Below are 26,032 nucleotides of genomic sequence, written 5' to 3'. Positions count from 1 at the left end.
GGCAGCAGGGAGGATCCAGTGACCCGATACCGCGACCTTCGATACCTGAGGGTATCCGTAGACGATCTCGACGCCGCGGCGCGATTTGCCAGCGACGTCTTCGGTCTGCAGGCGGGCGACCGCGACGATCACAACGCCATGTTCCGGTCCGACGCACGCAACTATTCCGTCTGCTTTTCGACCGGCGGCGAGGGCGAGGCGGTCGCGCTGACCGTGGCGCGCGAGGACGATCTGGAGGCGGTCAAGGCGCAGCTTGAAGCCGCCGGCTACGCGCCCTCCTTTCTGACATCCGACGAGGCGACCGCACGCCAGTCGAAAGCCGTTCTCGCCGTTGCCGCGCCGAACGGCGTCACGGTCGAGGTGCTGTGGCGTCCGCTGCAGTCCGGCTGGCGGTATCACGGACCGCGCGACGCCGGGATCGTCGATTTCAATTCGGTGCAGCTCGCCTGCACGGACATCGCCGCCAACGAGGCGTTCTGGACGCGCGGCCTCGGCCTTCGCGTGTCCGACTGGGCGGGCGACGCGGCCTATCTCGCGCTCGACGAGGCGCATCACCGGGTCGTCCTCTACCCGTCGGAGCGCGACGGCATTCTCGGTGCCTGCTGGGAGGTGGACGAGAAGGACAGCCTGATGCGCAACTGGTACTTCATGCAGAAGAGCCAGCTTCCGGTGCTGGCCGGCCCCGACCGGCAGGCGGCCTCGGGCGGCATCTACGTCACCACACGCGGCCCGCGCGGACTCCTGATGAGCTACATCACCGAGATGGAGAAGGGGCCGCAGATCGAGGCGCGCGGTCCGCGCCAGTTCGCCGACACCGCGCGCAGCCACGGCATCTGGGGCTCGATGACCGAACAGCCGGAATTTCTCGGAGGAGAGATGCGATGATCGAACTGAGAGACGTCGTCTATTGCCGCCTCGGCACGCGCGACCTCGCCGGAGCGGAGTGGTTCGCGACCAACATTCTGGGCCTCGAAGTCTCGGAGCGGCGCAAGGGCGCGACCTACTTCAAATCCGACGAGCGGGCGCACACGCTCTGCTATTTCGACGCGGACCCGGAAGACCAGGTCACGGCGTTCGAACTGGGGCGCGGCGAAGACCTGCAGACCGCGGCCTCCACGCTGGAAGCGCTCGGCCACGCCGTGCATTACGGCACCCGCGAGGAATGCGAGGCGCGCTACGTGCGCGAATTCATCGCCTTCAAGGACCCGACCGGCAACGCGATCGAATTCGTCGTGCGTCCGGAAACGACGGGCCAGAACTATCACGGCACGCGCGACGCGGGCATCACCGGCTTCTCCCATGTCGGGCTCTGCACCACCGATCCGGCGCGCGACGAGGCGTTCTGGACCAAGGTCTGCAGCGCGCGGGTCAGCGACCGGATCGGCGACGCGCCGCTGATGCGCCTCGGCACGATCCATCACTCGATCGCGCTGTTCCCGTTCCACAAGGCGGGCATCCAGCACATCAACCACCAGGTCGGCGGCACGGACGACATACAGCGCAGCTTCAACTTCGTGCGCGACAACCAGGTCAACATCACCTTCGGCCCTGGGCGGCATCCGACGTCGACGGCCGAGTTCCTCTATTTCACCGGGCCGGACGGCATGACGTTCGAATATTCGACCGGCGTCTGCGAGATCCACGACGAACCGGCATGGCGCGACCGCCAGTTCCATTTCGCGCCGAAGGGCTTCTGCAAATGGGGTGCGGCGCCGCGGATCGCGGCCTTCGACAACGGAAAGGACGGATGAGCGATCTCGCCGTCACGGTCCGGCTGGCCGCACGGGCGCTGGCGCGCGCCGGTCTGGTGCACGCCTACGGCCATTGCTCGGCCCGCATCGACGCGGACCGCTTCCTCGTCTGCCCGCCGGTGCCGATGGGACTGACCGAGCCGGGTGCGGCCTGCGTGGAGGTGCCCGTCGAGGGGCCTCTTCCGGACGGCGTCCTCGGCGAGGTCCGGCTGCATCAGCGCATCTACGCGTCGCGGCCGGATGCCGGCGGGGTGACGCGCTTCATGGGCCCCAACGCCATGGCGCTTTGCGCGCTCGGCGTGGTGCCCGCCATGCGGCACGGCTTCGGCGCCTATTTCGCGCCGGAGGTGGGCTACTGGAGCGATCCGCAACTCGTCCGCGACGACGCCCGCGCAGACGGCGCGATCGCGGCAATGGGACCCGGCGCCGGCCTGCTGATGCGCGGCAACGGGGCGGTGACCGCGGGTGCGAGCCTCCGGGAGGCGACGGTGCTCGCCTGGTACCTGGAGGACATGTGCCGGGTCGAGCTGGCGGCGCGCTCGGCGGGGCTCGCAGACGCACCTGCGCTGACCGCCGCGGACGCAGAGGCCCGCGCCACCAGGGCCGGGCTGATCATTGAACGCATGTGGGACCATCTGACGGCAGGGGACCCGGAGAAGCCCAACGAACACAAGGACGGCACACGTTGACCGAGTTCATGAATTTCATCGACGGCCAGTATGTTTCGGGCCGGGGCGAGGGGTTCGCCAATCATTTTCCGACGACCGGCGAGGTGATCGGCGAGATCCGCTCGGCCGACCGCGACCAGGTCGATGCGGCGGTCGGCGCCGCGCGCGCCGCCCTGAAGGGCCCCTGGGGGCGGATGTCGGTTCCGGAGCGCATCGGACTGCTGCGCAAGCTCGCCGACGGCATCAATGCGCGGTTCGACGATTTCCTGGCCGCCGAGATCCGCGACACCGGCAAGCCCCGCTCGATCGCCAGCCATGTCGACATTCCGCGCGGCGCGGCCAATTTCAACGTCTTCGCCGACCAGGTGTCGGTGCTCGGCACGGAGAGCTTCGCCCAGTCGACCCCGGACGGCGCCGGCGCCCTCAATTACGCGGTGCGCACGCCGCGCGGCGTGATCGCGGTCATCTGCCCGTGGAACCTGCCGCTGCTGCTGATGACCTGGAAGGTCGCGCCGGCGCTCGCCTGCGGCAACACCGTCGTCGTCAAGCCGTCGGAGGAAACGCCGGCCACCGCGACGCTGCTCGGCGAGGTGATGAACGAGGTCGGCATCCCGGCGGGCGTCTACAATGTCGTGCACGGCCGCGGCCCGGGCTGCGCGGGCGAATTCCTGACCTCCCATCCGGACGTCGACGGCATCACCTTTACCGGCGAGACCCGCACCGGCGAGGCGATCATGGCGGCCGCGGCGCGCGGCGTGCGCCCGGTCTCGCTGGAACTCGGCGGCAAGAACCCCGGCATCATCTTCGACGACGCCGATTTCGACAAGACGATGGAGGGCATCGGCCGCGCCTGCTTCGCCAATACCGGCCAGGTCTGCCTCGGCACGGAGCGGATCTACGTCCAGCGTGGCATCTTCGACCGGATCGCGGACGGCCTCGCAAGGAAGGCGCGCGCCTATCAGTTCGGCGATCCCTTCGACAACGCCACGACGATGGGCCCTGTCATCTCCGAGGAACACCGCGCGAAGGTGCTGTCCTATTACGACAAGGCCCGCGAAGAGGGCGCGCAAGTGCTGATCGGCGGCGGCGTGCCGGACCTGCAGGGCTACGAGAATGGCTACTTCGTCGAGCCGACGGTGTGGACCGGGCTGCCCGAGAGTTCGCCGATCGTGTCGGAGGAGATCTTCGGCCCGTGCACGCATCTCACGCCCTTCGACACCGAAGAGGAGGCGATCGAACTCGCCAATGCCTCGCCCTACGGCCTCGCGACCTCGATCTGGACCGAGAACCTGACCCGCGGGCATCGCGTCGCCGCGGCGGTGGATGTCGGCATCACCTGGGTCAATTGCTGGTTCCTGCGCGATCTTCGAACCCCGTTCGGCGGCGCCAAGGCCAGCGGCATCGGTCGCGAGGGCGGCGTCCATTCGATGGAGTTCTACTCCGAACTCAGAAACGTCTGCATCAAGCTTTGAGGACCAAATGCTAAGTGAAGACCAGCGCGCGGAGGCGGTCGCCTCCCTGCTTGAAAGCCATCGCACGAAAGTGCAGGGCAAGCGCCCGTCGGAGATGTTTCCCGAGATCGAGATCGAGGATTCCTACGCGATCTCGTCCGCCGTCGCGCAGGAGCGCGTGCGGCAGGGGCGCAGAATCGTCGGCCACAAGATCGGGCTCACCTCGAAGGCCATGCAGGCCTCGTCCAAGATCGACGAGCCGGACTATGGCTACCTCTTCGACGACCTTGTCCTGCAGGACGGCGCCAAGGTGCCGTTCGACAGCTTCTGCGTGCCGCGCGTCGAGCCGGAACTGACCTTCATCCTGAAGGAGCCGCTCAAGGGCCCCGGCGTCGGCCTCGTCGACGTGCTGCGGGCGACCGAATGGGTCGTGCCGTCGATCGAGATCATCGACGCGCGCGTGACGGAGCCGCGCAAGATCTTCGACACAGTCGCCGACAACGGCGCGGCCGCCGGCATCGTGCTGGGCGGACGTCCCGTGCGGCCGGAGGATGTCGATCTGCGCTGGGTCGGCGCGCTCTTCTACCGCAATTCCGAGATCGAGGAGACCGGCGTCGCCGCCGGCGTCCTCGGCCATCCGGCCATGGCGATCGCCTGGCTTGCCAACAAGCTCGGCCCGTTCGGCACAACGCTGGAGCCCGGCCACCTGATGCTGTCCGGCTCGTTCACCCGGCCGGTCTGGGCGGCGAAAGGCGACACGCTACATGCCGATTTCGGCCCGCTCGGCTCGGTCGCGGTGCAGTTCACATGATCGAGGCGCCGGTCAACCGCTTCAAGGCACGGCTCGCAGCGGGCGAGACCCAATGGGGCGTCTGGAATTCGCTGGCCAGCCCGGTCGCGGCCGAGGCGCTGTCGCTGGTCGGCTTCGACTGGATGCTGTTCGACACCGAACATTCGCCGGTCGAGGTCGCGTCGCTGCAGCCCATCCTGCAGGCGGCGGCGACCGGCAGCGCGGCGGCGGTCGCGCGGCCCGCCTGGAACGACAAGGTGCTGATCAAGAAACTGCTCGACATCGGCGTGCAGACGCTTCTCGTTCCCTTCGTGGAGACGCCCGAGGAGGCCGCCGCGGCGGTCCGGGCGACGCGCTATCCGCCGGAGGGCATTCGCGGCGTCGCCGGCTCGACGCGGGCCAGCCGCTACGGCATGGCGACGGACTATCTCAAGAAGGCCAACGAGCAGATCTGCGTCCTCGTGCAGATCGAGACGGCGGACGCGCTGGCGCGTCTGGAAGAGATCGCCGCGGTCGATGGCGTCGACGGCGTCTTCATCGGTCCGTCCGACCTTTCGGCCTCGATGGGGCATCTCGGCAATCCGGGCGCGCCAGAGGTGCAGGACGCGATTCGCGCGGCTGCCGGACGCATTGCCGCTGCAGGCAAGGTTCCTGGCATTCTCGCGACCCGCGCGCAGGATGCGACACGTTACCGCAACTGGGGCTACCGCTTCGTCGCGGGGGGCGTCGATACGGGGCTTTTGGTCGGCGCGGCGCGCTCACTTCTGGCCTCTTTGGCCGAAAACGGTGGAGACGAAGCGTAATTTCGCGGTAGAGCGCGGGTGATCGGGCTTGTGACCTGACGCAGGGGCTTAAACGCTTGGATACTTTTTCGCGTCAGAATTGCGGCGACAAGCCAATACGGGAGCGCGTCGTGAACACTGCTATTCATGAACAACAGGTCTTCGACCTTGCTCCAGTCGCCATGTGGATCGAGGATTTCAGTGGCGTAAAGGCGCTGTTTGATCGCTGGCGCGCCGAAGGCGTGGAGGACATCCGCGCCTATCTGACAGAAGACCTCTCACGGGCCGCCGCCTGTTCGGCGGCGATCCGCGTCTTGCAGGTGAACCGCCGGACGCTGGAACTGTTCGAGGCGGCCGATCAGGACGAACTGATCGCCAATCTCGGCACGGTGTTCCGCGACGACATGCTGACCACCCATATCGAGGAACTGGCGCAGCTCTGGGATGGCAAGCGCGAGTTTTCCAGCAACGCCGTCAACTACACATTGAGCGGCCGGCGCCTCGACATCCAGTTGCGCGGCTCGATCCTGCCCGGCCATGAGGAGAAGATGGACCGGCTGCTGCTGACGACGGAAGACGTCACGGCGCGCGAAGAGGCGCGCCGCCGCGAGCAGGAACAGCGCCGCTACGCCGACGGTATCTTCGAGCATTCGCCCGTATCGCTGTGGGTCGAGGATTTCAGCACGATCAAGCGGCTGCTCGAGGGCGTGCGCGAACAGGGGATCAACGATTTCCGCGTCTTCACCGACGTCCATCCCGAATTCGTGCGCCAGTGCATGAGCGAGATCCGCGTGATCCGGGTCAACAACGCGACGCTCGACCTCTTCCGCGCGCCCGACCGGCACACCCTGCTGCAGCGCCAGCAGGAGATCTTTCGCGACGACATGGAACAGCATTTCCGCGAGCAACTGATCGAGCTTTGGGACGGCAACCTGTCGCATAGCCGCGAAGTGCTGAACTATGCGCTGGACGGTACCGAGCGCCATGTCCTGCTGCAGTTCTCGGTCTTTCCCGGCCACGAGGAAGACTGGTCCCTCGTCCAGGTTTCTCTGACCGACATCACCGCGCGCAAGAAGGCGGAAGCCTATCTGGAATATCTGGGCAAGCACGACGTGCTGACGAAGCTTTACAACCGCGCCTTCTACACCGACGAAATGAACCGGCTCGACAGGAAGCCGCTGCGTCCGGTGTCGGCCATCGTCATCGATCTGAACGGCCTGAAGGAAACCAATGACAGCCTCGGCCACGAAGCCGGCGACAACATGTTGCGCAGGCTCGGCGAGGTGCTGAAGGAAGCGGTTCCCCAGCCGAATTGTGCGGCCAGGATCGGCGGCGACGAATTCGCCATCCTCATGCCGGGCAGCGGATGGCTGGAGGCAGCGGCGCTGGTCGAGAACATCCGCAAGCTGTTGAAGATCAACAACCAGTTCTATTCCGACGCCCCGCTGGAGATCGCGCTGGGCGTCGCCGTCAGCGAGCCGGGCGAAAGCATGGAGTCCGTCGTCGGACGCGCCGACTATCTGATGTATGTCCAGAAACGGGAATACTACGCCGAAAAGCGCAAGGAAGCGGCCCGCAACGTCAACGCCGCGTGACGGGTTTGCCTCACAACTTGCCGATGAGCGCCGCGACCGCCATCGACATGTTGCCCGTTTCCTGCTGGCGGTGGATCCGCAACGCTTGAAGGCGGCGGACTCGCCGCAGCGGGTTGCGGTCCCTGCGTAGCGCGACGAACTCGTCGAGCACGCGCCGGTTTTCTTCCGTGAGCAGCTCGCGCGCTTCGCTCAAGGCCGACAGATTGGTGTCGATCCAGTCCGACCATCCGCCCCGCAGAAGCTGCCTGACCCGCCGCATGCGTGCCTGAAAGCCCGTGTTCGTGCCGATCAGATTGCCGCCGTGCTGGCGATAGGAAACGCGGGGCGTCGGGTCGTAGGCGATCGTGCCGCCGGCGCCGGAGATCACGATGTAGCTCCACCAGTCATGCAGGACGAAGGGCGCCTTGTCGCTTGCCTCTTGCAGCAGGTGGAACGCGGCGCGGTTCATGACCATCGTGTTGCCGCCGGCGATCGACTGGACGAGAGCGTTTCGAAAGGACGGCGGCCGCGGCATGAGCGGCGACGTTCCGGTTTGCTGGCCGGTCTCGGACATGGTGCGGGTCGCGCCGCAATAGAGCGCCGGCATGGAGGTCGGGACATCGCTCAGGTTGCGCAGCGCATGGCCGAGCTTGTCCGGGTCCCAGAGGTCGTCCTGGTCGCAGAATGCGACATAGTCCGCGCCGGTCTCGGCGTTGCGGATCAGCGACCGGAAATTTTCCGCGGCGCCGGCGCGGGGCCCGGCCTGGATGTCGAAGCGGCCCTTCGTCCAATCCGTCGCCGCCGTCGACAGGATGTCCGCGGTGCGGTCGGTCGATCCGTCATCCGACGCAAGCACGTCGATGCGCTCTTCGTCGAGCGCCGCAAGCGACGCGAGTTGCTCGTCGAGATGGCTTTCGCCGTTGAAGGCCGCGAGCAGGATCAGGAAACGCGGTGCGTCTGCCGGCCCTCTGGCAGTCATGGAAACAGCCGTTCGACCGTTTCGCGCAGCGATGTCCGCCATTCCGGCGCGCGGTATCCGAAGGTCCGTTCGAAGAGCCCGGTGTCGAGGCGCGAATTGGCCGGGCGCGGGGCGGGTGTCGGGTAGTCGGCTGTCGTGATGGCGTTGACGCGCGGTGTCTTCGGCAGGTGCGGGCCGGCGATCTCGAAGATCGCCTGCGCGAATTCGTGCCAGGTCGCCGGGCCCGTGCCGGCAAGATGGTAGGTGCCGCTGTTCGTGGACCCCAGCCCGCCGGCGACCGCGAGGATCGCGTCGGCGATGTCGAAAGCCGAGGTCGGATTGCCGTGCTGGTCGGAAACGACGCCCATCTCGTCCCTGGTTTCGGCGAGGCGCAGCATGGTCTTCACGAAGTTGGCGCCGAAGGGCGAATAGACCCAGGCGGTGCGCAGGATGACATGGCGCGGATTGGCTTCGCGCACGGCGATCTCGCCGGCGAGCTTGCTGCGGCCATAGGCGCCGAGCGGCGCGACGGGGTCGTCCTCGCGATACGGCCGGTCAAGCGCGCCGTCGAAGACGTAGTCGGTCGAGAGCTGCACGATCGGCGCGCCCGCCAGCCTCGCCCCGCGCGCGATCTCGCCGGCGGCGGTCGCGTTGACCGCCATCGCCCGCTCCGGCTCGCTCTCCGCCTTGTCGACGGCTGTGTAGGCCGCCGCGTTGACGACGAGGTCGGGCTCAAGCGCGGCGATCGCCTCGGCGAGCGTGTCCGGCGCTTCCAGGTCGAACTCCGGCCGGGCGGCGTGGACGAGGTCGTGGCCGGTGGTGGCCGCGACGCGTTCGGCGAGCGCCCTTGCGACCTGGCCGTCGCGGCCGGTGACGACGATGCGCATAGGCCTATCCGGCATGGCTTTCGACCTTGCCCCGTCGCTCGCCGGCGTCGGTCTCGCGGATCGGGGCCCACCACCAGTCATTGTCGAGATACCAGCGGATGGTCTTCGCCAGGCCAGTCTCGAACGTCTCCTCGGCCGTCCAGCCGAGGTCGCGCTCGATCTTGGTCGGGTCGATCGCGTAGCGCCGGTCATGGCCGGGGCGGTCGGTGACGAAGCGGATCTGCTCGGCGTAGCTTGTGTCGCCGCCGAGCGGGCGTTCCGTGTCGAGGATCGCGCAGATGGCGCGCACGACGTCGATATTGGTGCGTTCCGAGCGGCCGCCGATATTGTAGGTCTCGCCGGGAACGCCGGACTTCACGACCGTTTCCAGCGCGCGGGCATGGTCTTCCACGTAGAGCCAGTCGCGGATGTTCTCGCCCTTGCCGTAGACCGGCAGGTCGCGGCCGTCGAGCGCGTTCAGCGTCACCAGCGGGATCAGCTTTTCGGGGAAGTGGAACGGGCCGTAATTGTTGGAGCAGTTCGACAGCACCACCGGCAGGCCGTAGGTGTGGTGCCAGGCGCGCACGAGGTGATCCGACGCCGCCTTGGAGGCCGAATAGGGCGAAGACGGCTGGTAGGGCGTCTCCTCGGTGAAGATGCCGCGATCGAAGGGCAGGTCGCCATAGACCTCGTCGGTGGAGACGTGGTGGAAGCGGAACGCCTCGCGCCGCTCGGCCGACAGCGTGTCCCAGTGGCGCCGCGCCGCCGACAGCATCCGGCCGGTCCCGATCACGTTGGTGTCCAGGAAGATGTCCGGGCCGTCGATGGAGCGGTCGACATGGCTTTCTGCGGCGAGATGCATGACGGCGTCGATGTCATGCGCCTGCATCGCCGCGAACACCGTCTCCTCGTCGCGGATGTCGGCCTTCAGGAAGATGTGGTTCGGGTGGTTCTCGATCGGCTTGAGCGACTGCAGGTTGCCGGCATAGGTCAAAGCGTCGAGATTGAGGACGACATCCTCGCCCTTCGACACGAGATGCCGGCAGACCGCCGATCCGATGAAGCCGGCGCCGCCGGTGACCATGATCCGCATGGGGCTAGCCTCCGTTTGCGTAGACGAAGCCGGTGTCGACATCGGCGAGCATCGGAGCGTTCGCGTCCTTCGCCGACAGGATCACGTCGCTCGCCGCGACCGGCCAGTCGATGCCGAGCGCGGGGTCGTCGAAGCGGATCGAGCGGTCGCAGTCGGGCGCGTAATACGCGTCCACCTTGTACTGCACCTCGGTGTCCCGCGCGAGCGTGACGAAGCCGTGCGCGAAGCCTTTCGGCACGAGGATCTGGTTCCATTTGTCCGCCGACACTTCCAGCCCCACCCAGCGGCCGAAGGTCGGCGAACCCTTGCGGATGTCGACGGCGACGTCGAAGATCGCGCCGCGCGTCACCCGCACCAGCTTGGCCTGGGCATGCGGCGGCAACTGGAAATGCAGGCCGCGCAGCACGCCGCGATCGCGCGACAGCGAGTGATTGTCCTGGCAGAACGCGATGTCGATGCCGGCGTCGGCCAGGGCGCGCGCATTGTGGACCTCGGAGAAGAAGCCGCGCTCGTCGCCGAACCTGCGCGGCACGATCTCGACGACGCCCTCCAGTCCGAGGTCGCGGATCTCAGCCATGGATGATCTCTCTGGCGCGGCGGCGCAGATATTCGGCGTAGTCCGTCTTGCCGAGCGTGGCGGCGCGTTCCTCCACCGCTTCGGGCGTCAGCCAGCCCTGTTCCAGGCCGATCTCCTCCGGGCAGGCGATCTTGATGCCCTGGCGGTGCTCGATGGTGCGCACGAAGGCCGAGGCCTCGTGGAAACTGTCATGGGTGCCGGTGTCGAGCCAGGCATATCCGCGGCCGAGCCTCGCCACATGCAGGTCGCCGCGCGCCATATAGGCCCGGTTGACGTCGGTGATCTCCAGCTCGCCGCGCGCCGAAGGGGTCACGGAGGCGGCGATGTCGAGCACGTCGTTGTCGTAGAAATAAAGCCCGGTCACCGCCCAGTTGGATTTGGGCTCCTTCGGCTTTTCCTCGATCGAGCGCGCCAGACCCGTCTCGGCGTCGAAGCCGACGACGCCGTAGCGCTCGGGATCGGAGACGTAATAGGCGAAGACGGTCGCGCCATGCGGCTTGCCGACGGCCGTCTGGCAAAGGTCCGTCAGGCCCTCGCCGTAATAGATGTTGTCGCCGAGGATCAGGGCGACCGAGTCGTCGCCCACGAAGTCGCGGCCGATAATGAAGGCTTCCGCCAGACCGTTCGGCTGGGCCTGTTCGGCATAGGAGAAACTCAGGCCGAACGCGGAGCCGTCGCCCAGAAGGTGCTGGAACTGCGGCAGGTCGCGCGGCGTGGAAATGACGAGAATCTCGCGAATGCCCGCCAGCATGAGCACGCTCAGCGGGTAGTAGATCATCGGCTTGTCGTAGATCGGAAGCATCTGCTTGGAGACCGCGATCGTCACCGGATAAAGCCGGCTCCCGGTTCCCCCGGCCAGTATGATCCCCTTCATGGCCCCCTCGCGATCCTTCCCGGAGCGGGTGGACGACCCGCCCGCTGCATGTCCGACACGAGGGAGCTATCGGCAAAGAAGGCGAAAAACAACCGGCAAAGCTGCGGTCGGACGCCGTCAGATCTTGCGATAACCCCCCGTCAACCTGCCGACGGGCAGGGTCTGAACCGCCAGCCGCAGGTCGAGAGCCAGGCTGCGCGACGCGCAATAGCGCGCGTCGATACGGGCCAGTTTCTCCGGTTCGCTCATGTCGACGCCGGCCACCTGCGCCAGGCCGGTGATGCCCGGCCTGCAGGCAAAGACGCCGAGGCGTCTGCGCCAGGCGATCAATTCGCTCTGGCCGGGCAGGCAGGGGCGCGGGCCGACAAGGCTCATCTCGCCGCGCGCGACGTTCCAGATCTGCGGCAGTTCGTCGATCTTCCAGCGGCGCAGCCGGCGCCCGAGCGGGGTGATCGCCGCAGGCGAGACCTCGTGCGTGCCGGCCTGCGGGGTTCCCACCTGCATGGTGCGGAACTTGTAGCAGGTGAACACCTTCTCGCCTTGCCCGACACGGGTCTGGGCAAACAGCGCCGGACCGGGCGAGGTCAGCCGCACGGCGAGCCAGATGGCCAGCAGCAGCCACCAGAACGCGACCGCCACCGTGGCAACGAAAGCCAGGTCCATGACCCGCTTGGCGAGCCGGTCGGCTGTCGTTCTGGCATGCGGGTCGGTGGCGCTCATCATCGTGCCCACCGAGAAACAGGATTGCCGGCTTCTCGTCAAACCCGTCCATGACGGCTGACGACGGTTGATGGCTGCGACCCCGCCTGCTATTCGCCCGGTGAGAGCGCCATCCGCCAGCCCTTCCAGTCGATGTGATCCGAAATGACCCGATTTGACGAGACCGCGGCCGACAGGCTGCTCGAGATCGTGCGCGACGCCGCGCGCGTCGAAGTTCTTCCGCGTTTCCGCAACCTGCGGCCTGACGCGATCAGTGCGAAATCCTCGCCATCGGATCTGGTCACGGAGGCGGATCAGCGTTCCGAGGCGCGCATGACCGCGGCGATCAATGCCGCGCTGCCTGACGCGCTGGTCATCGGAGAAGAGGCGGTCGCCGCGGATCCCGGCCTCCTCGACCGTCTCGACGGCGCGGACCTGGCCGTGATCCTCGATCCGATCGACGGCACCTGGAACTACGCCCACGGTCTCGCGACCTTCGGGATGATCCTCGCCGTGGTCGCCGGCGGCGAGACGGTCTTCGGCCTTCTCTACGACCCGATCGGCGACGACTGGGTGATGGCGCATCGCGGCGGCGGCGCCTGGTTTGGCCGGCCGGGCGAAACGGCGACGCGGCTGCGCGCCGCCGCGCCGGGGCCCCTGGACGCGATGACCGGCTATGTGCCGCTTCACATGTTCGACGCCGCCCGGCGTCCGGCGCTGGCCTCGGCTCTCATGGCGTTCGGCCGTGTCGGGTCGCTCGGCTGCTCGTGCCACGAATACCGGATGCTGGCGCAGGGCCATGAATCCTTCTGCCTGACGGCGTCCCTGAACGCCTGGGACCACGCTGCCGGAGAACTGATCCATCGCGAGGCCGGCGGCCATGCCGCACTCCTCGACGGCCGCGCCTATCGCGCGACGATGCGCGAGGGCATGCTTCTCACGGCGCCCGACGAAGAGAGCTGGAACGCGATCCGCGCGACGCTGGGTTTCCTGATCGAAGGCTGAGGCCGCGCCGCGCGACCGACGCCGCACGCGATCGCGCCCGATAAAATGCATTTCAGATACGTCTTTTTGATCCATGTCAAAGCGGCGTCTGTCACATGCCAATATCCGCATATGTCATCAAGTCGTCACCCTCACTGACGGCAAACGAAACGACGTTGCGGGGAGGCGCGGTGCGCATGCTCACCAATCGAAGACAGTTTCTCGGCCTTTCGGCCGCAGGTGCGACGGTCCTGTTGCCCGGTTCGCCGGCCCGGGCCGAAAAGCTGCCCACGAAAGCGAGGATCGTGATCCTCGGCGCCGGCGCGGCGGGAACGGCGATGGCCAACCGGCTCGCCCAGCGCCTGGACGGGGCGAAAATCACCATCATCGACGCGCGCAAGCAGCATCTCTACCAGCCCGGCTTCACGCTGATCGCGGCCGGGCTGAAGCCGGCCGGCTATTCGGTCTCCGCCACCTCGGACTGGCTGCCGTCGGATATCGAGTGGATATCGGAGGCGGCGGCCGAGATCGACCCGACCGCCCGCAAGGTCGTGACGACCGACGGCAAGGCCGTCGATTACGACTATCTCGTCGTCGCCACGGGCCTGAAGCTCGATTTCGACGCCATCGAGGGCATGTCGCTCGACCTCATAGGCAAGGACGGCATCGGATCGGTCTATGCCGGACCGGATTACGCGGCGAAGACCTGGACGGCGATGGACCGGTTCACGGAGACCGGCGGCGTCGGCCTGTTCACCCGGCCGGCCACCGAAATGAAATGCGCCGGGGCGCCCCTGAAATACACGTTCCTGACCGACGACTATGCTCGCAAGAAGGGCACGCGCGGCAAGTCGGAGATCATCTACGCCGCCAACAACAAGACGCTGTTCGGCGTTCCGATCGTCAATGAGAAGGTCCGCATGCTCTATGAGGATCGCGGCTTCAACACGGTCTACGACCATGTCATGAAGGCGATCGATCCGGGCCGGAAGATCGCGACATTCGCGACGCCGGAGGGCGACACCGAGATCGGTTTCGATTTCACCAACGTCATTCCCCCGATGCGCGCGCCGGACGTCATCCGCGACAGCGCCTTGCCCTGGGCCGACAAATGGACGGATCAGGGCTGGGTCGAGGTCGACCAGTACACGATGCGCCACCGCCGTTTCCCGGAGGTCTTCGCCGTCGGCGACGTTGCCGGCGTGCCCAAGGGCAAGACCGCTGCGAGCGTGAAATGGCAGGTGCCCGTCGCCGTCGAACAGCTCGTCGCGCAGATCGACGGCAGGGAATCGGCGGAGACCTACAATGGCTACACGTCGTGCCCGCTGATCACGCAGGTCGGCAAGGCGATGCTGATCGAGTTCGACTACAAGAACAACCTGACACCGTCCTTCCCGGGCATCATCGCGCCGCTGGAGGAACTCTGGATTTCCTGGCTGATGAAGGAAATCGCCCTGAAACCGACCTACAACGCGATGCTTCGCGGCCGGGCCTGAGGAGACCGTCATGAAAGACGTATCGATCGGAATGTTCATCGCCGTGTTCGAGGAAATCTTCGGCGCGGGCCTGTTTTGGGGCATGGTCGCGGTGGCGGGCCTGATCCTGCTCGCCTTCGTCTGGCAGATCCTGCGGGAACACCGTCTGGAAAGCCGGCGCTTCCTGCGCGCCGAATTGTGGGCTCCGGTCGGCGCGGTGGCGGCCATTCTCTTCGTCCAGTTCGTCACCAATTCCGGCTTCTCCGACATTGGCGGACCGATCGACGTGATCGTCCTGATCCTGATCGGCAGTGCCGGTGCGATCGGCCTGACCATCCTGACCTACGTGCTGCTCGGCCTGCTGCCGGGGCGACAGAAGGAAGCAGGGCGCTGAAGATCGGACCGGGACGTCTTGGCCAAGTCTGAACGCAAGCCTAATCTGCGGCCCGGACAGGCGGGCCGCGGGTTTCGAGACCGGGGGTAATCAAACGTGCAGAAAGAGCATCAGCCAGTCGACCGGCTGGAGAATTTCCCGGTCACCTTCTTCGCCGTCGTGATGGGCATGCTCGGCCTGACGCTGGCCGCCCATGCGGCGGAGACGGCGATCGGGCTGCCTTCGCTTGTGTCGCTCGTGGCACTCGCGGCGTCGGCCGTCATCCTGCTGGTCGTTTCGGTTCTCTACGCGACCAAGTATTTCAGGCATCGGCCGGCGGTCGCCGAGGAATGGGCGCATCCGGTCAAGATCGCCTTCTTTCCGACGATTTCCATTTCGGTGCTGCTTCTGGCCGTCGCGCTCGTGCCCTACAGCCGTGGCGTCGCGACCGCGCTCTGGATCGTCGGCGCCGTGGCGCAGGGCGCGCTGACGCTGAGCGTCGTCGCCAACTGGATCGGACATCGCCCGTTCCAGCCGATCCATATCGGGCCGGCCTGGTTCATTCCGGCCGTCGGCAATGTCGTCGTTCCGGTCGCCGGCGCGCAACTCGGCTTCATCGAGATCTCCTGGCTGTTCTTCTCCGCCGGGCTGATCTTCTGGATCATCCTGCTGACGTTGGTGATGAACAGGCTGATCTTCCACGATCCCTTGCCGGGCCGGTTGCTGCCGACGCTTGTCATCCTGATCGCGCCGCCGGCCGTGGCCTTCGTCGCCTATTTCCGCCTGACCGGCGAGATCGACGTCTTCGCGCGCATTCTGATCAATTCCGGCTATGTCTTCGCGGCGGTCGTTATGACGCAGTTTTCGAAATTCGTGCGGCTGCCCTTCGCGCTGTCGTGGTGGGCGCTGTCCTTTCCCGTCGCGGCGCTGACCATCGCCTCCTTCGTCTATGCCCACGCGACCGGCTCGGCGGCGCATGAGTTCATCGCCGGCTTCCTGTTCGCCGCGCTGGCCGTGATCGTCGCCGTGCTCCTCTACCGGACCGCGCGGGCCATCCAGGCGCGCCAGATCTGCGTGCCCGAATAGCTTGACCGGGCGGGGGCTGTTTTCCGGCCTCCGACCGGTTTACGCTTCGACAGCCGGTCCGCCGCCGGCGCATCTGGGAGGATATCATGGCGTCTTCATCAACCAGGCCGGTCAGCCGTTTTGCGGTGCCGGCGCTTGCCGACTTGCCGGACGACATCCGTGAGCGGATCGAGGCCGTGCAGGAGAAGTCGGGCTTCGTCCCCAACGTCTTTCTCGCTCTGGCGGCGCGGCCGGACGAATTCAGGGCCTTCTTCGCCTATCACGACGCGCTGATGGAAAAGCCGGGCAACCTCACCAAGGCCGAGCGCGAGATGATCGTCGTGGCGACGTCGAGCGTCAATCAGTGCCAGTATTGCGTGATCGCGCATGGCGCGATCCTGCGCATCAGGGCGAAGAACCCGCTCATCGCCGACCAGGTCGCCGTCAATTACCGCAAGGCGGACCTGACGGAGCGCCAGAAGGCCATGCTGGATTTCGCCGTGAAGGTCACCAGCCGGTCCTACGAGGTCGACGACGCGGACTTCGCGACCCTCGGCACGCATGGCTTCAGCGAGGACGACATCTGGGACATCGCCGGGATCTCGGCCTTCTTCGGCATGTCGAACCGCATGGCGAACGTCATGAGCATGCGGCCGAACGACGAGTTCTATTCGCTCGGCCGCCAGGCCTGATGCGCGGTCGCACCGGCATGACGAACATCCATCGCACCCGCCCGCTTCAGACGCCGCGCCTCGTCCCGCCATCGGGCGCGCAGCTCTCCGAGCGCCGTATGGAGTGGCTGGTCTCCGGCCTCAACCTCCTGGAGCAAGGGATCACCATCTTCGACGCCAGCCTACACCTAGCCCACGCCAACCGCACATTTTTGCGTCTCTATGATCTTCCGGACCGGTTCCTGGCGCCGGGATCGACGTTCGAGGACATCATCCGGTTTCTTGCCGAGAAGGGCGATTTCGGTCCCGGTGAGGTCGACGAACTGGTCCGCGAACGGGTTGAGCGCGCGGAGGCCTTTGAAGATCATTATCTGGAGCGGGTCCGGCCGAACGGCAAGGTCATCGCGGTGGAGGGCCATGCGCTGGCCGATGGCGGCTGGGTCGCCGTTTATACCGACATCACCTCGAAGAAGCATGCCGAAGTGCTGCTGCGCGAACGCGCGGACCGGCTGTCGCACAGCCTTCTGGAACGTTCGGAACAGCTTGAAACCACCAACCGCGAACTCAATGCCGCAAACCGGGCGCTGGAGGAGGTCAGCAGCCGGCTGGCCGAATCGGAAAGCCGGCTACGCATGGTCACGCATTCGGTTCCGGCCCATATCGCCCACATAGACAGGGACCTGGTCTACCGCTTCTCCAACAACAAGATGGCCGACATGCTCGGCTTCGATGACGTTCAGTTCCAGGGCAAGCGGGTATCGGAGATGTTCGAGCCGGAGGATCTCGAAATCCTGCTGCCGGCGATCGAGGGCGCGCTTGCAGGGCGGCCTTGTTCGGTCGATTTCAATCCGCGCGACGTGAACGGCAATCACCGCCATCTGCGCACGTCTCTGGTGCCCGACCGTAACCTGGATGGCGATGTCACGGGTGCCTATATCCTGTCGCTGGACGTGACGGAGGAAAAGCGCGCGATGGATCTCGTCGTGCATTCCAAGCGCATGGAGGCGGCCATCGCGCTGACCTCGGGCGTGGTGCATGACTTCTCCAACATCATGACGATCATTCACGGCAATCTGAGCCGACTTTCGGATCCGGGTCTCGCCGATAGCGAACGTGAACGCATTCTCCAGGCGACGCGGCGCGCGGTTGAAAGGGGAGGGCGGGTCACCGACCAGTTGATGAGCTTCTCGCGCAACGAGGATCTCGTGCCGACGCTCTGCAATGTGAATCGGATAACGGATGACCTCGTTCGCCTGTTTGCCGCATCGCTCGATCCTGCCATCACGATCTCGGTGACCGATCCGGGAGCGACGATGTCGGTCTGCATGGACGAGCGGGCCTTTCAGGATGCGCTGCTCAATCTGCTCCTGAATGCGCGCGACGCGATCGGCCATGCCGGGTCGATCGCGGTGGAATTGTCGAGTGTCCAGGTGCAGGGAAAGCGCCATGCGCTGATCGCAGTGCGCGACGACGGATGCGGTTTTTCAGAAGGCACGATCGAGAAGGCTTGCACGGCGTTCTTCTCGACAAAGCAGGGCGGTCGTGGCCGCGGACTTGGCCTTTCGATGGTTCGGCGGTTCCTTCGGCGCTCGGGCGGCGAGCTTGAGATCGAGAGCCAACCAGGAAAAGGGGCGTTCATACGGATGTGCCTGCCGATGGCTGCCGAAGCGGCTCCGGAGACGGCCGCTGAGCGCCATCCGAAGCCGGGCGTGAACCGGCCGGGCGGTCTCGCAATCGTGCTCGACGATGAGGCCGAGATCCGCGAACTGGTTCGCGGCTACCTGTTGAAGGCCGGGTTCCAGGTCATTGAGGCGGCGAGTGACGATGAAGCGCTGGAGTTGCTCGAAAACCTGCCGAAGGTGTCGCTGATGGTGAGCGACATCATGATGGCGGGATCAAAGACCGGCATCGACATCGCCCGCGCGGCAAAGCGTATTCGGCCGGAAACACCATTCCTTCTGATCAGCGGGCTGTCGAGCACGCATCCTGCGCTCGGCGAGGCGGAAACCGAGTTTCGACTGCTCAAGAAGCCGTTTGGCGAAGAAGACTTCGTCATAGCGCTGGACAACCTCTTTGCCGATCAGCCGGCAGCGATCCCGAGCGACGCATGACGGCCACAGGTCAGTATATCGCCATCATCGAGGATGACCGGGATATCGCGGACATCCTCGAGGCAGCACTGCAACGTGTGGGCTTCGAGACCGCAGCCTTCGACAGCGGCGCGTCCTTTATTCGGGCTTTGACGCGGCGCGAGCCGGATCTGTGCCTCATCGATCTTTCCTTGCCCGATCGCGACGGGTTGTCGATCGTCGCCGAGTTGCGCAACCGGCCCAAGATCGCCTCGATCATCGTGAGCGGCCGGCACGAGCTGGATTCCAAACTCATCGGTCTTGAGCTCGGCGCGGACGACTACATTGTCAAACCGTTCGACGACAAGGAGATCGTCGCCCGGGTCCGGTCGGTACTGCGCAGGCTGGTTGGCGTGTCGGGAGACGATACGCAGAGGCGGGTCGCGCGCTTCGCCGGCTGGACTGCCGACTTCGGCGTGTTCGAACTGATCTCGCCGACCGGCGAACACAGCAGCCTGTCCGGTGGGGAGGCTGGCGTGCTGAGGGCCTTTCTGGAATCGGCCAATCGCCTGCTGACAAGGGCCGACCTCATGGATCGGCTGGGAATCGATGCCGACACCAATTTCGACCGGTCGATCGACGTTCGCATTTCCAGGCTTCGCGCCAAGCTGGAGGAGGATCCCCGCAATCCGCGGTTCATCAAGACGGTCTATGGCGCGGGATACCTGATGGTGGCGAAGGTCGAATGGACCTGACGCAGCGTCCGGATTTCGCGACGCAGCAATCCTGAAACAATTCGCAACAATCAGGAAAAATTCCGGCAACGATGCGGTGCTAGCTAAAGTCGAGGTTGAACAAGGCCTTGCCTTGGACTTCACTGTTTCTGCCCTGTGGATGCGTTGAGGAGCGCTTGCCACCGGGGATTTGTCTCGGCCGCGCAGGAGGGCGCGTCCGAGACAAGGGAGGATGAGAAGCATATGCCGACACCGGTGCAGGCCGGGGCGTCAGTCCCGTGTACCTTTCCGCAATATTTGCTGCTGAACGCGCAGCGGTTCGGCGCGCGGACCGCAATGCGGCACAAGGATCATGGAGTCTGGAAGAGCTGGACCTGGGCTGAGCTCAGCGACGAGGTTCGCGCCTTTTCCCTCGGCTTGAAAGCGATCGGATTGAAGTCTGGCGACAAGGTCGCGATTGTCGGGCACAACCGGCCGCGCCTGTATTGGGCCTTTGCCGCGGCACAGGCGCTGGGCGCCGTACCGGTGCCTGTCTATGCGGATTCCGTCGCAGAAGAAATGGCCTATGTGCTCGACCATGCGGGCGTCCATTTCGCGATCTGCCAGGATCAGGAGCAGGTCGACAAGGTCCTCTCCATGGTCGACAAGCTGACCGACCTGCACAAGATCGTCTACGACGAAGCGCGCGGCATGCGCGACTATGACCACACCAACCTGCATTCCATCGACGCGATCGAGCGCGCCGGCCGTGAGATGCTTGCGTCGGACGGTGACGCTGCCTGGAAGGAAGAGATCGCGGCTGGCACGGGCGATGCACTCGCCGTCATGCTCTACACCTCGGGGACAACCGGCAAGCCAAAAGGCGTGATGCTGTCCTTCGACAACCTCGTCGTTTCGGCGCGCAACGGCAATTCCTTTGACGGGCTGACCGAGAAAGACACGATCCTCGCCTATCTGCCGCTCGCCTGGGTGGGCGACCATGTGTTCACCTATGCGCAAGCCTATGTCGCGGGCTACTGCGTCTGTTGTCCGGAAAGTGCGGAAACGGTCGACAGCGATCGTCGCGAAATCGCGCCGTCCTATTTCTTCGCGCCGCCGCGCGTCTTCGAAAACCTGCTGACCGCCGTCATGGTGCGCATGGAGGATGCCGGACCGACGAAGAAGCGAATGTTCGATCATTTCATGGCGCATGCCCGGCGCGTCGGCGAGCCGATCCTCAATGGCGAAAGTGTCGGCCTCTGGGATCGCCTGAAATACGGCTTGGGCGAATTGCTGGTCTACGGACCGTTGAAGAACCGCATGGGCTTCACGCGTATGCGGGTCGGATACACGGCCGGCGAGGCGATCGGCCCCGAGATTTTCCGCTTCTATCGTTCACTCGGACTGAACCTGAAGCAACTCTACGGACAGACCGAAGCCTCTGTCTATATCAGCGCCCAGCCGGATGGCGAGATCCGCGCCGACACGGTCGGTCGGCCTTCACCGGATGTCGAGATCCAGATCGCCGAGAGTGGCGAGGTCATGTACCGTTCGCCCGGCGTCTTTCTCGGCTATTACCGAAATGACGAGGCGACGCGCGACACCAAGACCCACGACAACTGGGTGCATACCGGCGATGCAGGGTTCTTCGACCACGAAGGCCATCTGAAGATTATCGACCGGGCCAAGGATGTCGGCAAACTGAACGACGGCAGCCTGTTCGCGCCGAAATACATCGAGAACAAGCTGAAATTCTATCCGAACATCAAGGAGGCCGTGGCCTTCGGCGATGGTCGCGACTTCTGCGCGGTGTTTCTCAACATCGACCTCACCGCCGTCGGCAACTGGGCCGAGCGCAACAACGTGTCCTACGCCTCCTATCAGGAGCTCGCCCAGCATCCCCAGGTCTATTCGATGATGGAGGAACACGTCGCGCAGGTGAACCGCGACCTTGCCGGCGAGGACATGATGGCCGGCTCCCAGATTGCGCGTTTCCTGGTGTTGCACAAGGAACTGGACGCCGACGATGGCGAGTTGACGCGCACGCAGAAGGTGCGCCGCTCCTTCATTGCCGAGCGCTACGCGCCTCTGATCGAGGCGCTCTATGACGGCTCGACCGAGAAATACGTCGAAACGGAAGTCACCTTCGAAGACGGCCGCAAGGGCAAGATCACCGCGACGGTCGATATCCGCGACATGAAGCGGCTGCCTGTGGCCGGAGCGCAGAAGGAGGCGGCGGAATGAACGTGCATGTCCGTGAAGACATGGAGCGGCATGTCCTGCGCGCCGATGACGGGATCGTCATGGGCGAGGACCTGCTCAAGGTCGATCACATTTCGCTGTCCTTCGGCGGCGTCAAGGCGATCACCGATATCTCCTTCGACATCAAGAAGGGCGAGATCCGCGCCATCATCGGACCGAACGGCGCCGGCAAGACCTCGATGCTGAACGTCATCAACGGGTTCTACCATCCGCAGGAAGGCACCATCACGTTCCGCGGAAAACGGCGCCGGCGGGTGCGCCCCTACGAGACGGCGCGTGAGGGCATTGCCCGCACCTTTCAGAACATCGCGCTCTTCAAGGGGATGTCGACGCTCGACAACATCATGACCGGTCGGATCACCCTGCAGAAGCGCAACATGTTCTGGCACGGGTTGTGGACCGGGCCGGCCGAACGCGAGGAAATCGAACACCGCGAAGCCGTCGAACGGATCATCGACTTTCTCGAGATCGAGCATATCCGCAAGACCCCGGTCGGCCGTTTGCCCTACGGGCTTCAGAAGCGCGTGGAACTGGGCCGTGCGCTGGCTGCGGAGCCTGCGCTGCTCCTCCTCGACGAGCCCATGGCGGGCATGAACCTGGAGGAGAAGGAGGACATGAGCCGCTTCATCCTCGACGTGAACCAGCAATATGGCACGACGATCGCGCTGATCGAACATGACATGGGCGTGGTGATGGACCTGTCCGACCGTGTCGTCGTGCTCGATTACGGTCGCAAGATCGGCGACGGCACGCCCGACGAAGTGCGCAACAACAAGGACGTCATCGACGCCTATCTGGGGGTGCCGCATGAATAGGTGGCAGGCCGGCAAGACAGTGGGGGAAGGCAGAACGCCATGGTGAGTCCCGATATTCTGAATTTCATCGAGACCTGCCTCAACGGCCTGATGGCCGGCGTCATGTATTCGCTGGTCGCGCTGGGCTTCGTCCTGATTTTCAAGGCGTCGGGCATCTTCAATTTCGCACAGGGCGTGATGGCGTTGTTCGCGGCCCTGACGCTTGTCGGTTTCCAGACCGGGCAGGTGCCGTTCTCGCATCTCATCAATGCGGTGTTCGGAACCGAAATCCATCACTGGGGCGCGGGGATGCCGACCATCCTGGCGATCTTCCTGGCGATGGGCGTGATGGTGCTGCTCGCCTTCCTGCTCGAGCGCTTCGTGCTGAAATTCCTGGTCAACCAGGAGCCGATCATCCTGTTCATGGCGACGATCGGGCTTGCCTATTTCCTCGAAGGGCTCGGCGATCTGATGTGGGGCGCCGACATCAAGCGGATGGATGTCGGCCTGCCTTCGGGCGGTTCCTTCTGGTGGGAGGACGTGACGCGTCTATGGGCCCCGGCCGACGCCGACTATTACGGCATGTATATCGACACGCTGGACGTTTCGGCGGCGATCATCGCGGTGATCCTGGTGACGGCACTGACGCTTTTCTCGCAATACACGGCCACCGGTCGGGCGCTGCGCGCCGTGGCGGACGACCACCAAGCAGCGATGTCGGTCGGCATCTCATTGCGCCGCATCTGGGTCATCGTCTGGTCGCTGGCCGGTTTCGTCGCGCTCGTCGCCGGTATCCTGTGGGGTGCGAAGTCGGGCGTGCAGTTCTCTCTGTCGCTGATCGCGCTGAAGGCGCTGCCGGTGCTGATCCTCGGCGGGTTCACCTCCATTCCGGGCGCCATTGTCGGAGGCCTGATCATCGGGGTCGGCGAGAAACTCGCTGAGGCCTATGTCGGCCCGCTTGTCGGCGGGGCGATCGAGAACTGGTTCGCCTACATGCTGGCGCTCGTCTTCCTGCTGTTCAGGCCCCAGGGCCTCTATGGCGAAAGAATCATCGAGAGGATCTGACGTTCATGCTCTATCGCGAGGCCGGCGACTTCAAGACCACCTATCGGGAGGACAACCAGACCTTCCCGATCAAGTCGGAGCGCGTTCTTTTCTGGGCAGCGATGGCGGTCGCCTTTCTCGTGGTGCCGTTCTTCGTCAATTCCTACTGGGAGAAGTCGGTTCTGGTGCCGTTGCTTGTCTGGTCGCTCGTGGCGCTGGGTCTCAACATCCTGACCGGATATTGCGGCCAGGTGTCGCTCGGCACCGGCGCTTTCATGGCGGTGGGCGCCTTCGCCTGCTACAAGCTGATGACCGCCTTTCCCGGATTGAACATCTTCTTCGTCGTGATCCTTTCAGGCGGCGTGACCGCTGTCGTCGGCATGCTGTTCGGACTGCCGTCCCTGCGCATCAAGGGGTTCTATCTCGCGGTCGCGACCCTTGCCGCGCAGTTCTTTCTCGTCTGGGTGTTCAACAAATTCGCCTGGTTCTACAACTACTCCGCCTCCGGCCAGATCACCGCGCCCCAGCGCGAGATCTTCGGCGTGATCGTGACGGGGCCGAATGCGGCGCCTTGGGCGACTTATCTTTTCTGCCTGACCATCCTTTTCCTGTTTGCCTGGCTGGCGAGGAACCTCACGCGCGGCCGGATCGGCCGTTCCTGGATGGCGATCCGCGACATGGACATCGCGGCCGAGATTATCGGGGTTGATCCGCTCCGCACGAAGCTGTCGGCATTCGCTGTTTCGTCCTTCTTCATCGGTGTCGGCGGGGCGCTGTTCTTCTCGGTCTATCTCGGCGCGGCTGAGGTGACGGAAGCGTTCGGCATCGACAAGTCGTTCCTGGCGCTTTTCATGGTCATCATCGGCGGCCTCGGCTCTGTTCTCGGCTCGTTTCTCGGCGCGGCGTTTCTCGTGCTGATGCCGGTCTTGCTGAAGAACATCTTCGTCGGCTCGCTCGGCTGGCCGACGGATGTCGCCGCCCACATCCAGATCATGCTGATCGGAGGACTGATCGTCTTTTTCCTGATCGTCGAACCGCACGGGCTTGCCCAGCTCTGGCGGCTGACGAAGGAGAAACTGCGCTTGTGGCCGTTTCCGTACTGATGGGGCGGGCGGCAGGCGTGACCCTTTTTCGGAAGGGAGGAGAATGTCGAAGAACTGGAGGAGTTACGACATGAAACTGAGAAAATTCGCATTGGCCGCGGTCCTTGCAGCCGCCGCGAGCACGGGACCGGCCATGGCCGATCTGGTGTTCCCGTCGCTCAGCTATCGTACGGGTCCCTATGCGCCGAACGGCATTCCGTTCGCCGATGGCTACGCCGACTACCTGACCCTGATCAACGAGCGCGACGGCGGTGTCGGCGGGGTGAAGATCGACAACCCCGAGTGTGAGACAGGCTACAACACCGAAAAGGGCGTCGAGTGCTATGAATCGACGAAGAACATCGGCACCGGCGCACTGATCTATCAGCCGCTTTCGACGGGCATCACCTATCAGCTCATCCCCAAGGTAACCGCCGACGGCATTCCACTGCACTCCATGGCCTATGGCCGCACCTCGGCAATGAACGGCAAGGTGTTCGAGTGGGTGTTCAACTATCCGGCGAACTACTGGGACGGTGCGACCATCGCGGTCCAGCACGCCGCCGACATGGAGGACGGAAGCCTCGACGGCAAGACGGTCGCGCTCGTCTACCACAATTCCGCCTATGGCAAGGAGCCGATCCGTACGCTTGAGGAAATGTCCAAGGAGATGGGCTTCAAACTGACCCTGATCCCGGTTGACCATCCCGGCCAGGAGCAGAAATCGCAGTGGCTGCAGATCCGCCGCGAGCGTCCCGACTACGTCTTCATGTGGGGCTGGGGCGTCATGAATTCCGTCGCCATCCAGGAAGCGGCGAATATCCGTTATCCGATGGATCACTTCATCGGAATCTGGTGGTCCGGTTCCGAGCAGGACGTGCTTCCGGCTGGCGACGGCGCAAACGGCTACAAGTCGCTGAACTTCACCGGTGTCGGCACCGATTATCCGGTGTTCGAGGACATCCAGAAATATGTCGTGGATGCCGGCAAGGCGGCGGGTGACGGCACCAATCTCGGTACTGTCCAGTACAACCGCGGCATGTATGCGGCGATGCTGGCGGTCGAGGCGGCCAAGAAGGCGCAGGAGATCTCCGGCAACGCCGACATCACCGCCGCCGAGATGCGCGCCGGCATGGAAGCGCTCGATGTCAGCGACGAGACGCTCGAAGCGCTCGGCATGCCGGGTTTCGGGCCGACGGTGAGCGTGACTTGCGCGAACCATGGCGGTTCGGGCGCAGCGCTGGTTCAGCAGTGGGATGCCGGCGCGAAGAAGTGGAACGCGGTTACGGATTTCATCCCGTCGAACCGCGAACTCGTCACGAAGCTCGCGATGGAGGACTCGGAGGCTTTCGCGGCCGAGAACAACATCACACCGCGCAGCTGCGAGTGATCTTCGCTTGAATGTCGGGTCCGGCGA

25 protein-coding genes are annotated in these 26,032 nt (G+C 64.9%); 19 read left to right on the top strand and 6 right to left on the bottom strand.

Annotated elements, in window-relative coordinates; translation table 11 throughout:
• Positions 1 to 18 precede the first annotated feature (18 nt).
• From MRY80_RS07340 to MRY80_RS07310, 7 genes are all read left to right on the top strand, one after another.
• Positions 19 to 885 (top strand): VOC family protein, encoded by an 867-nt coding sequence (locus tag MRY80_RS07340; protein WP_293289498.1) that lies wholly within the window; start codon positions 19 to 21, stop codon positions 883 to 885.
• On the top strand, positions 882 to 1,751 hold the full coding sequence (locus MRY80_RS07335; RefSeq protein ID WP_293289497.1) for a VOC family protein: 870 nt from the start codon (positions 882 to 884) through the stop codon (positions 1,749 to 1,751). The genes MRY80_RS07340 and MRY80_RS07335 overlap by 4 nt, the downstream gene beginning before the upstream one ends.
• The gene (locus MRY80_RS07330; RefSeq protein WP_293289495.1) at positions 1,748 to 2,440 is read left to right on the top strand and encodes a class II aldolase/adducin family protein; all 693 of its coding nucleotides are present in this window, start codon (positions 1,748 to 1,750) and stop codon (positions 2,438 to 2,440) included. Before MRY80_RS07335 ends, MRY80_RS07330 begins: the two co-directional genes overlap by 4 nt.
• Positions 2,437 to 3,891, top strand: a complete 1,455-nt coding sequence (locus MRY80_RS07325; protein ID WP_293289493.1) for a 2-hydroxymuconic semialdehyde dehydrogenase — start codon at positions 2,437 to 2,439, stop codon at positions 3,889 to 3,891. The genes MRY80_RS07330 and MRY80_RS07325 overlap by 4 nt, the downstream gene beginning before the upstream one ends.
• 7 nt (positions 3,892 to 3,898) lie before the next feature.
• Positions 3,899 to 4,681 (top strand): 2-oxo-hept-4-ene-1,7-dioate hydratase, encoded by a 783-nt coding sequence (gene hpaH, locus MRY80_RS07320; RefSeq protein WP_293289491.1) that lies wholly within the window; start codon positions 3,899 to 3,901, stop codon positions 4,679 to 4,681.
• Complete coding sequence (locus tag MRY80_RS07315; RefSeq protein ID WP_293289489.1) at positions 4,678 to 5,463, top strand: HpcH/HpaI aldolase/citrate lyase family protein; 786 nt, start codon at positions 4,678 to 4,680, stop codon at positions 5,461 to 5,463. Before hpaH ends, MRY80_RS07315 begins: the two co-directional genes overlap by 4 nt.
• A gap of 161 nt (positions 5,464 to 5,624) precedes the next feature.
• Complete coding sequence (locus MRY80_RS07310) at positions 5,625 to 7,037, top strand: sensor domain-containing diguanylate cyclase (protein ID WP_346433388.1); 1,413 nt, start codon at positions 5,625 to 5,627, stop codon at positions 7,035 to 7,037.
• 10 nt (positions 7,038 to 7,047) lie between these two features.
• Here the strand turns inward: MRY80_RS07310 and MRY80_RS07305 are convergent, their stop codons facing one another.
• The 6 genes from MRY80_RS07305 to MRY80_RS07280 form a co-directional block, all read right to left on the bottom strand.
• Positions 7,048 to 7,995 carry a glycosyltransferase gene (locus MRY80_RS07305; RefSeq protein ID WP_293289485.1) on the bottom strand — a complete coding sequence of 316 codons (948 nt, stop codon included), beginning with the start codon at positions 7,993 to 7,995 and terminating at the stop codon, positions 7,048 to 7,050.
• Positions 7,992 to 8,861: a dTDP-4-dehydrorhamnose reductase gene (gene rfbD / locus MRY80_RS07300; protein ID WP_293289483.1), complete on the bottom strand. Its 870-nt coding sequence runs from the start codon at positions 8,859 to 8,861 to the stop codon at positions 7,992 to 7,994. Before rfbD ends, MRY80_RS07305 begins: the two co-directional genes overlap by 4 nt.
• Positions 8,862 to 8,865: 4 nt before the next feature.
• On the bottom strand, positions 8,866 to 9,933 hold the full coding sequence (rfbB, locus tag MRY80_RS07295) for a dTDP-glucose 4,6-dehydratase (RefSeq protein ID WP_293289481.1): 1,068 nt from the start codon (positions 9,931 to 9,933) through the stop codon (positions 8,866 to 8,868).
• A gap of 4 nt (positions 9,934 to 9,937) precedes the next feature.
• On the bottom strand, positions 9,938 to 10,510 hold the full coding sequence (rfbC, locus tag MRY80_RS07290; RefSeq protein WP_293289480.1) for a dTDP-4-dehydrorhamnose 3,5-epimerase: 573 nt from the start codon (positions 10,508 to 10,510) through the stop codon (positions 9,938 to 9,940).
• The gene (gene rfbA / locus MRY80_RS07285) at positions 10,503 to 11,384 is read right to left on the bottom strand and encodes a glucose-1-phosphate thymidylyltransferase RfbA (protein ID WP_293289478.1); all 882 of its coding nucleotides are present in this window, start codon (positions 11,382 to 11,384) and stop codon (positions 10,503 to 10,505) included. The genes rfbC and rfbA overlap by 8 nt, the downstream gene beginning before the upstream one ends.
• A gap of 117 nt (positions 11,385 to 11,501) precedes the next feature.
• Positions 11,502 to 12,104 (bottom strand): sugar transferase, encoded by a 603-nt coding sequence (locus MRY80_RS07280; protein ID WP_293289476.1) that lies wholly within the window; start codon positions 12,102 to 12,104, stop codon positions 11,502 to 11,504.
• A gap of 144 nt (positions 12,105 to 12,248) precedes the next feature.
• Between MRY80_RS07280 and MRY80_RS07275 the strand changes: the two genes are divergently transcribed.
• From MRY80_RS07275 to MRY80_RS07220, 12 genes are all read left to right on the top strand, one after another.
• Positions 12,249 to 13,088 (top strand): inositol monophosphatase, encoded by an 840-nt coding sequence (locus MRY80_RS07275; RefSeq protein ID WP_293289474.1) that lies wholly within the window; start codon positions 12,249 to 12,251, stop codon positions 13,086 to 13,088.
• Positions 13,089 to 13,264: 176 nt separating this feature from the next.
• Entirely contained in the window at positions 13,265 to 14,563 is a 1,299-nt protein-coding gene (locus MRY80_RS07270) for an FAD/NAD(P)-binding oxidoreductase (RefSeq protein ID WP_293289472.1), read from the top strand.
• A 10-nt stretch (positions 14,564 to 14,573) separates the two neighbouring features.
• Entirely contained in the window at positions 14,574 to 14,936 is a 363-nt protein-coding gene (locus MRY80_RS07265; protein WP_293289470.1) for a DUF5368 domain-containing protein, read from the top strand.
• Positions 14,937 to 15,032: 96 nt separating this feature from the next.
• Positions 15,033 to 16,001 (top strand): SLAC1 anion channel family protein, encoded by a 969-nt coding sequence (locus tag MRY80_RS07260; RefSeq protein WP_293289468.1) that lies wholly within the window; start codon positions 15,033 to 15,035, stop codon positions 15,999 to 16,001.
• A gap of 86 nt (positions 16,002 to 16,087) precedes the next feature.
• Positions 16,088 to 16,672 carry a peroxidase-related enzyme gene (locus MRY80_RS07255; protein WP_293289466.1) on the top strand — a complete coding sequence of 195 codons (585 nt, stop codon included), beginning with the start codon at positions 16,088 to 16,090 and terminating at the stop codon, positions 16,670 to 16,672.
• A 17-nt stretch (positions 16,673 to 16,689) separates the two neighbouring features.
• Positions 16,690 to 18,762, top strand: coding sequence for a PAS-domain containing protein (locus MRY80_RS07250; protein ID WP_293289464.1), 2,073 nt, complete (start codon positions 16,690 to 16,692; stop codon positions 18,760 to 18,762).
• On the top strand, positions 18,759 to 19,475 hold the full coding sequence (locus MRY80_RS07245; protein ID WP_293289462.1) for a response regulator transcription factor: 717 nt from the start codon (positions 18,759 to 18,761) through the stop codon (positions 19,473 to 19,475). Before MRY80_RS07250 ends, MRY80_RS07245 begins: the two co-directional genes overlap by 4 nt.
• A 222-nt stretch (positions 19,476 to 19,697) precedes the next feature.
• Positions 19,698 to 21,677 carry an AMP-binding protein gene (locus MRY80_RS07240; protein WP_293289460.1) on the top strand — a complete coding sequence of 660 codons (1,980 nt, stop codon included), beginning with the start codon at positions 19,698 to 19,700 and terminating at the stop codon, positions 21,675 to 21,677.
• Positions 21,678 to 21,697: 20 nt separating this feature from the next.
• Positions 21,698 to 22,510, top strand: coding sequence for an ABC transporter ATP-binding protein (locus MRY80_RS07235; RefSeq protein WP_293289651.1), 813 nt, complete (start codon positions 21,698 to 21,700; stop codon positions 22,508 to 22,510).
• Positions 22,511 to 22,549: 39 nt separating this feature from the next.
• Entirely contained in the window at positions 22,550 to 23,554 is a 1,005-nt protein-coding gene (locus tag MRY80_RS07230; RefSeq protein ID WP_293289458.1) for a branched-chain amino acid ABC transporter permease, read from the top strand.
• A 5-nt stretch (positions 23,555 to 23,559) separates the two neighbouring features.
• Complete coding sequence (locus MRY80_RS07225; RefSeq protein WP_293289456.1) at positions 23,560 to 24,636, top strand: branched-chain amino acid ABC transporter permease; 1,077 nt, start codon at positions 23,560 to 23,562, stop codon at positions 24,634 to 24,636.
• A 70-nt stretch (positions 24,637 to 24,706) separates the two neighbouring features.
• Positions 24,707 to 26,005 carry an ABC transporter substrate-binding protein gene (locus tag MRY80_RS07220; RefSeq protein ID WP_293289454.1) on the top strand — a complete coding sequence of 433 codons (1,299 nt, stop codon included), beginning with the start codon at positions 24,707 to 24,709 and terminating at the stop codon, positions 26,003 to 26,005.
• Positions 26,006 to 26,032 lie beyond the last annotated feature (27 nt).

It is taken from the genome of Oricola sp. (assembly GCF_022763245.1).
GTDB lineage: Bacteria > Pseudomonadota > Alphaproteobacteria > Rhizobiales > Rhizobiaceae > Oricola.
This window is presented reverse-complemented; position numbering and strand designations above follow the sequence as displayed.